General features: G+C 65.5%; 1 protein-coding gene. It reads left to right on the forward strand.

Annotation, left to right across the window (positions count from 1 at the left end; all coding sequences use genetic code 11):
- A partial coding sequence (locus tag DVK01_RS21025; protein ID WP_158598799.1) for an NAD(P)/FAD-dependent oxidoreductase occupies window positions 1-743 on the forward strand: 743 nt, incomplete at both ends.

Genomic DNA, 743 nt, shown 5'->3' on the forward strand with positions numbered 1-743 from the left:
ATTCGGGACCCGAGTGTTCAGGAGAACATCGCTATCCCTGTTCACGAGATCAAGCAGCCCTCGACCGCCTTCATTCAGGACGAGGTCGTCGGCATCGACACCGACGCTCGGGAGGTCGCCCTCGCCGACTCCGCTGCTGTCGAGTACGACTACCTGCTGGTCGGGCTGGGTTCCCAGACCGCATTCTTCGGCATTGACGGGCTCGAAGAGCACGCTCTGACGCTCAAGAGCCTCGACGACGCCCTCAATATCCACGACAACATCCAGCAGGCCGCTCGCGAAGCCTCGACCAACGACCCCGCGCAGGTCGTCATCGGCGGCGCTGGCCTCTCGGGCATCCAGACCGCCGGCGAGGTCGCCGAGTTCCGCGACGAACACAACGCGCCCATCGACATCCACCTCGTCGAGGGCCTCGACCAGGTGCTGCCCAACAGCGACCCGGAACTCCAGGGCGCGCTGCGCAAGCGCCTGGAAGCCGCCGACGTGAACATCAAGTGCGGTGAGTTCATCGGCGAGGTCGACGAGGAGACCGTATACATCGGCGACGAGGACGAACTGGACTACGACGTGCTGGTCTGGACCGGCGGCATCACCGGCCGGGATTGCATGCAGGATGTGGATCTGGACAAGGACGAGCGCAACCACCGCGTCCACGCTGAGGGGAACTTCCAGACGGAGGACGAGCGGGTCTTCGCCATCGGCGACTCGGCGCTGATCGACCAGCCGGGCGACCAGCCCGCGCC

This window comes from Haloarcula sp. Atlit-120R, from assembly GCF_003665885.1.
Classification (GTDB): domain Archaea; phylum Halobacteriota; class Halobacteria; order Halobacteriales; family Haloarculaceae; genus Haloarcula; species Haloarcula taiwanensis.